Origin of the sequence: Maridesulfovibrio sp. FT414 (assembly GCF_050916235.1) — a bacterium.
Classification (GTDB): Bacteria; Desulfobacterota; Desulfovibrionia; order Desulfovibrionales; family Desulfovibrionaceae; genus Maridesulfovibrio.
Map to the genome: position 1 here is coordinate 4261574 of NZ_CP104854.1, position 6199 is coordinate 4267772.

The window sequence follows — 6199 nt, forward strand, 5'->3', positions numbered from 1 at the left end:
AAAATACAAAATGCGTCTGACTTACTGAGAATCAAGCCAGGCGGATATGCTGCTGACAAAATCGCCGGACACAACATCAACCCAATCGACTTCTGCCCCTGAGCCATTTGGACCTTCAGGGGCAGGATCAAGTATTGCCAGTTGATTAGGAGCAACCTTAAATCCGGCCAGCATTACAGAAATTATATTCTTCCAGTCATCACCAATGTTCCTGAACCCAATAAAAACGGGCATGCTGTCAGGAACTGCAGACGCAACCCTTTCCGGAAAAAGACTTTCCTTTGGACAGTCTATTGTCAGAATGAAAAATCCAACCTGCCCTGCGTACCTCTGTATGCGGGGCATTTTTTCCGGCCTGTACCCGCGCACCCACAGACCGATTCTTTTGGGGTCAACCTTCGGATCAGCCTTAAGAGTTTCGACCACCCGCTTGATAGAAACATCATCCAGGACTTTTACAAGCTGCACAACCACTCCCTTGCCAGAGAGATGTCGTGCAACTTCCGAAAAACGCCCGACAGGAATATTCAGTCCAAAACCAAAAAGAATTACCGCAGGATACTTACCCTCTTTCGCCGGCACAAATCTGCTTCCACCTTCGGCAACATCCCCACCTACTACATCAACCCTTCCCTTATCAGGATATTCAGCGGCGCCTTGCCCCGGAAGCCACATGAATCTACGTATCCAATGCTCGTCTCCAGGCAGAAAAACAACCGACCCTTCCACGGGTTCATCCTCATTAAAAGAAGGGCCGTACGTGTAAATAAACTCACCATACCCAGCCTTCTTCAACTTACGCACAAGGCCGGTCTTGCGGTCATGCAACACGAGTCTTCCGTGTTCCTTTCGAGCATCAAGTATCACTACCTCTCTTCCGGTAGCGGTCTCATAGTGTCCCCTGAAATCATCTTCATTAAAGGAATATCCGGCCAGACTGCCCATTGAACGACTTTCAGATCCCTGTTTCAAAACAACAGTCGAGTCTCCCAACTGCACCACATTTCCCTGCCGCAAGACAATCGCGTCTACAGACTGCGATGCCCCATCCGCAACCTCTACAGAAACAGTATCCCCAGACTGCCGAGTAGTGGCGGTGCGAACATCGTCCCGCGCCCCTACAGATCCTGTGTCAGCAACATTAGCTTTAAGCTCCATCTTCTGCTTCAAAGCCGACTTAACGGAAAGCTTCTTTTCAACCTTGATAGCCTTCGATTTCGTTACAGAGCTGTCGGTTACAGGACAAGTCTCCATTGATTCTGCATCCGACAAATTTTTGGATACTTCGGCAACCACGGTCACAAGCTCAATACCTAAAGAGATCGGTTCGCCATCATAGACGAAACCAGCTTCCTTCAAAAGCAGAAGCACGAATACAGAATGGATGAGAATTGAAAGCAACAAAGCTAAGTAACGCACAGACATACCTCTCTATCCACATACTATTCCTGAACAACGAACACATCAACCATAATGATGTTTTTATATTTTATTACAATACGATACGAGTAATAATGCAAACAGATTGAGCAACCGCTCAATCTATATTGTAATAATAATTGAAAAATTAAGTTGACACTTCGCGAGAATACACATAGACACTTCTTCACTTGAGTCGGGATGTAGCGCAGTCTGGGAGCGCACTTGAATGGGGTTCAAGGGGTCGGAGGTTCAAATCCTCTCATCCCGACCACAAGAAGGAACCCGGAAAGACCACTGAGAAATCAGTGGTCTTTTATTTTTTGGACTTAACAGGCTCTATCGAAAGCTTTGTCATAAAGATTCAGCCAGCCTTTCACATGAAAACAGCCCTGCAATCCTCGAGGATTGCAGGGCTGTTTTCATCGGACAAAATCACCGTTCTTCTATTCCGGAACAGCAATCTTTCTTACCGCAATCTGATAATTTTCAGGAATTCCATCTCCTGCCCGATTAAGAACCGGATCAAGAAGCAGATAAGCCTCCCTCTCTCCATCAGCCATATTCCGAATCATAATGTCTTTAGGCTCAATAACTACATCTGTATTGAAAGTAACAATTCTGCGAAGCGACACAACCGCCTTCAGGCCTTCGATACGTTTTCCGTCCGCCTTTACAAGGGTAACGTCATCTTTAGCCATTCCTGGTAAAATCATTATATATCCTCACATTTTACAAGTACAAAATTCAACAGCATCATAACCATGTGAGGAGTAATGTCAAACTCCAACAAAGCTCGTACACGAAGACATCTAGCAATACTTACGCCGGATATAAGCTAAGCCGCCGAGCCCGCATCCCAGCACAAAAATCGCCGGAGGCACCGGTGTAGGAGTGCCAAAGGCCTGAACTTCTGACACGGAATAAAGATTGTCACCAGAAACGGCAGCAATACGCAGCCTGTCAGTTACAATTCCGAGTCCGGATGCAGATTCACGCAGATCCAGTCCGCTCAACCAATCGTTCTCCGCTGTCTTTGTTACTTCAGCAGAGAAGGCAAGCTGCCATGATCCGGACACGGAATCCCAGTAATCCACGCGGTATTCGTCGTTACTGTCAGCCTGAATGGAAATGGACGAAATAATCTGCTGCCCGTTCAGGGAAATTTCAATCGCCGCCCCAGTTCCCTTCCACCAGACAGAATTCCTGGACCAACGAGTCCCGTCTTCCACAAGCCCATCATTAATATATGTTGTTTTTGAGCCACTAAAGTCGCCTATCAAAGATACCGTCGCGCCATCAACCAAGTTAACTGACGAAGCAGCCGCAACAACCGGAATTAGACACAATAGAAATGCCACAGTAACACCGATCAACTTTCTGAACATCGTTTCTCCCCATTTCCAAACCACAATAAAATTACAGCCAGTATAATACCCTGCCATACAAACCGCAGTCAACCACATAGATAAAACTTCATACAACATAAAAAGCCCCCGGCAACATCGTTGCTGGGGGCTTATCATTTCAAACTGGCGGAAAGGAGAGGATTTGAACCTCCGGTACGCTTTCACGCACACACGCTTTCCAGGCGTGCTCCTTAAGCCGGACTCGGACACCTTTCCGCTTGGGTGAGGAAGTGTTTAGCTAAATCGTTTCTGCTTGGCAAGCACTTTTTTGGATTATTTTAACATAAATACACCTTCAGACGACATAAGGCTATTTTCAGCTGTCCAACAGGGATACCACCACTATTTATATGCACTAATAATTCAATCCATGCTACTATCTCTGCAAGGAGGGTCCAGAATGCGCTTTCCAGAAATTATCATTACGGTCATTCTCAGCATTGCCGCTACTGTGACCAGCACTTATGCACGAGACAGCTTCCCTGTAGTAATAAACAAACAGGACAAGGTTTTCTCCGGGACTGTCCTGCTTTCTGACATTTCAAACCCAGACCGCCCAACAATTTCCGAAATTTCTCGTGATGGAACCGTGATCTGGGAATACCAGCTTCCACGAGCCATGCGAGGAGCAATAGGCGAACTGAATCTTCTTAAAAACGGCAACATCCTGTTCACAGTATTCGGCAAGGGGATCTACGAAATTACGCGCGACAAGAAAATAGTATGGGAACATCTTGAGAAAGGAGCCTCTCATGATGCACAACGGCTTCCCAACGGCAACACAATCTACAACCGGGGTTGGGTAGAGCACGGCGGAATTCATGTCCGCGAAATTGACCCGAGTCACAATACGGTTTGGGAATGGACTGGATTGGCTGATTTTGACCGTGAGCCGTATCTGTCTGTCTACAATGAAGGTTGGATGCACGTAAACGCTGTCACCCGCCTGAAAAACGGCAATACTCTTCTTTCTCTTCGCAACTTCAACACCATTGCAGAGGTCAATCCTGCAGGCAAGGTGGTTCACTCATGTACATTCCGCCACAAAGGCCCTAAGGGGCTGAATACCGACGGCCCCCTGCCGGGTGCTGCAAACCATGCCCCGGAATTTCAGAAGCAGGGAACCCTGCTTTTTGCCACGCGCCGCCCGGATGCCATATATGAAATAGACTGGAAAACCTGCACCCCAGTACACCGCTGGACGCATCCAGATGGCAAGGGAGCCATACGAACCATAAGAGACTGCAACAGACTACCTAACGGCAACACCCTTATCGTAGGCAGTGTAAAAATTATCGAGGTAAACAATACGGGTGAAGTTGTCTGGCAGGTAAACGCCCCAAAATCTAAACGAAACGACAGGTTATTCCATCGGGCGATTGTTATTGGAAATGATGGTCTTGCATACGGAGATTAAGCAGCATCACACTAAATTAAATCGCAGGGACTTATGTGCACAAACACGAAGAGACTTATCATACTTACAGCAATTATAATTGGACTGACAACCGGACATGTAATCGCAGCAGACAAAAAGAAGGTCGTCATTATCCACAGTTACGCCCCGTCACTGCAATGGACTGACCAATGCAACGAAGGCATAGAATCCATTTTACGTGACCATTTTAACTATGATTTCATTTACCTTGACTCAAAACGAGTCAGTCCATCTGAGCTGAAAAAACGAATTGATATTGCCTACGAATCCTACAAACAAATCAAACCAGATCTCGTCATGCTGGGAGATGACACAGCATTACGCGAGCTAGGTCCTGCAATAGCAGCTGATGATACGCCTATCGTATATTTCGGGATCAACAACAATCCTCGCAACTATTTCAGAAAAGCAGCCCCCAAAGTGACCGGGATTCTCGAAAGAACTCCTATTTTCCCAGCAGCACGATTCTTGAAAAAACTTTTACCCGAAGCCCGACAATTCTTATTTCTGTTTGATGAAAGCCCCACAACCGAGTCCATCATAGGGGTCACATTCAAGGGAAAAAATCCAATTGTTATGGGGGATGTTCATCTGAAATATCATGTCGCAAAAGATTGGGAAGAATGGAAGCACACGATCTTAAACACAGCCCCTACTGACATCGTTATTATTGCAACATTTCATTCACTGAAGGACAAAGAAGGAAATCACGTCAGCGTTGAGGATGTAGTAAACTGGTGTTCTGAGCACAGCAAAGTTCCAGTTTTTTCATGTCAGGACTATACTGTCAGCAACAAAGGTACGGTCGGAGCTATAACATTATACGGTTACTACCACGGAAGAAACGCGGCCAAGATAGCAAAAAGAATTTTATCAGGAGAATTGCCAAGTTCAATCCCGCCTGAAACAGACACCAGAGGTGTTTTCTACCTGAACAAAGAGCAACTGAAAAGATACAAAATTTCTATTCCAAGAGCTCTAAGAGAAAATATTGTCTTTAAATGAAAGCAACACATAGCGCAAAACACCCCCTCGGAGCATCGTTGATTGGGTATTAGCATTTAAAACTGGCGCAAAGGAGAGGATTTTAACCTCCTATTGCATTAACTAATTAAAATAACTTTACAACTAAATCCACACAAGATAAACAAACAACATTTTCACCATTAGTTACACTACAACCACAATTCAATGTTAAAGGAGAAACCATGCTTAAATTAATTCGTACTGGTTTGACCACTATCATTTTGGTGGCTTTAATCTACAGTGTGAGTTTTGCTCAAAGTAGTTTTTATCCACAAGGAAGCACAATCACTCCTATCTGGACTTACTACACCAACCCAACCCTCTATATTGATAACAACTTCATTGTAACCAACATCACTGATGATACAATTGAATGTCGAATAACAGTATACGATCAAAATGGGAACATTGCCCCTGCTTTTGGTCAAGTTTATACAGGATCAGACACCAATCCTTGGATTTTAATTTCATCGGCTACCAATCAATTTGAACTTCCACCAAACTCTTCACGTATATTTATATACTCCAAAAGGTTGCAGGGAAATACAGGTGCTGTCATTGGAAGGGCTGTAATTGAATGGTCTTCAGACAACACCAAGACAAGGAAAGCCTTGATGGGCAAAGTCATTGGAATCGAAATGTGTGGAACTAACGGTGTGCGTAGCAACGCTATTCTTCTCAACAACGGTCAACCCTTCTAAAACAAGACAACCACAAAAAAGCCCCCGGCAACATTGTTGCTGGGGGCTTATCATTTCAAACTGGCGGAAAGGAGAGGATTTGAACCTCCGGTACGCTTTCACGCACACACGCTTTCCAGGCGTGCTCCTTAAGCCGGACTCGGACACCTTTCCGCTTGGGTGAGGAAGTGTTTAGCTAAATCGTTTCTGCTTGGCAAGCACTTTTT

6 protein-coding genes and 3 tRNA genes are annotated in these 6199 nt (G+C 45.3%); 4 read left to right on the top strand and 5 right to left on the bottom strand.

Annotated features, from left to right (window positions below):
• Positions 1 to 21: 21 nt before the first annotated feature.
• Positions 22 to 1425, bottom strand: coding sequence for an alpha/beta hydrolase family protein (locus tag N7E73_RS18985; protein WP_432736554.1), 1404 nt, complete (start codon positions 1423 to 1425; stop codon positions 22 to 24).
• A 191-nt stretch (positions 1426 to 1616) separates the two neighbouring features.
• Here N7E73_RS18985 and N7E73_RS18990 point away from each other — a divergent pair.
• Positions 1617 to 1693: transfer RNA gene (locus N7E73_RS18990), tRNA-Pro, on the top strand.
• Positions 1694 to 1865: 172 nt separating this feature from the next.
• Here N7E73_RS18990 and N7E73_RS18995 read toward each other — a convergent pair.
• The 3 genes from N7E73_RS18995 to N7E73_RS19005 form a co-directional block, all read right to left on the bottom strand.
• The gene (locus N7E73_RS18995) at positions 1866 to 2135 is read right to left on the bottom strand and encodes a hypothetical protein (protein ID WP_432736555.1); all 270 of its coding nucleotides are present in this window, start codon (positions 2133 to 2135) and stop codon (positions 1866 to 1868) included.
• Between the two features lie 96 nt (positions 2136 to 2231).
• A complete protein-coding gene (locus tag N7E73_RS19000; protein WP_432736556.1) occupies positions 2232 to 2906 on the bottom strand; it encodes a hypothetical protein in 675 nt (224 codons plus the stop codon).
• A 46-nt stretch (positions 2907 to 2952) separates the two neighbouring features.
• A tRNA-Ser gene (locus tag N7E73_RS19005) sits at positions 2953 to 3044 on the bottom strand.
• Positions 3045 to 3228: 184 nt separating this feature from the next.
• Here N7E73_RS19005 and N7E73_RS19010 point away from each other — a divergent pair.
• The 3 genes from N7E73_RS19010 (at position 3229) to N7E73_RS19020 (ending at position 5993) form a co-directional block, all read left to right on the top strand.
• Positions 3229 to 4245, top strand: coding sequence for an aryl-sulfate sulfotransferase (locus N7E73_RS19010; protein ID WP_432736557.1), 1017 nt, complete (start codon positions 3229 to 3231; stop codon positions 4243 to 4245).
• 33 nt (positions 4246 to 4278) lie between these two features.
• Positions 4279 to 5271, top strand: a complete 993-nt coding sequence (locus N7E73_RS19015; RefSeq protein WP_432736559.1) for an ABC transporter substrate-binding protein — start codon at positions 4279 to 4281, stop codon at positions 5269 to 5271.
• 203 nt (positions 5272 to 5474) lie between these two features.
• Positions 5475 to 5993 (top strand): hypothetical protein, encoded by a 519-nt coding sequence (locus tag N7E73_RS19020; protein WP_432736561.1) that lies wholly within the window; start codon positions 5475 to 5477, stop codon positions 5991 to 5993.
• Between the two features lie 61 nt (positions 5994 to 6054).
• Here the strand turns inward: N7E73_RS19020 and N7E73_RS19025 are convergent.
• Positions 6055 to 6146, bottom strand: a tRNA-Ser gene (locus N7E73_RS19025).
• Positions 6147 to 6199 lie beyond the last annotated feature (53 nt).

Coding starts and splice junctions, on each gene's coding strand:
- N7E73_RS18985 (WP_432736554.1), bottom strand. CDS start 1,425: ATGTCTGTGCGTTACTTAGCTTTGTTGCTTTCAATTCTCATCCATTCT.
- N7E73_RS18995 (WP_432736555.1), bottom strand. CDS start 2,135: ATGATTTTACCAGGAATGGCTAAAGATGACGTTACCCTTGTAAAGGCG.
- N7E73_RS19000 (WP_432736556.1), bottom strand. CDS start 2,906: ATGTTGTATGAAGTTTTATCTATGTGGTTGACTGCGGTTTGTATGGCA.
- N7E73_RS19010 (WP_432736557.1), top strand. CDS start 3,229: ATGCGCTTTCCAGAAATTATCATTACGGTCATTCTCAGCATTGCCGCT.
- N7E73_RS19015 (WP_432736559.1), top strand. CDS start 4,279: ATGTGCACAAACACGAAGAGACTTATCATACTTACAGCAATTATAATT.
- N7E73_RS19020 (WP_432736561.1), top strand. CDS start 5,475: ATGCTTAAATTAATTCGTACTGGTTTGACCACTATCATTTTGGTGGCT.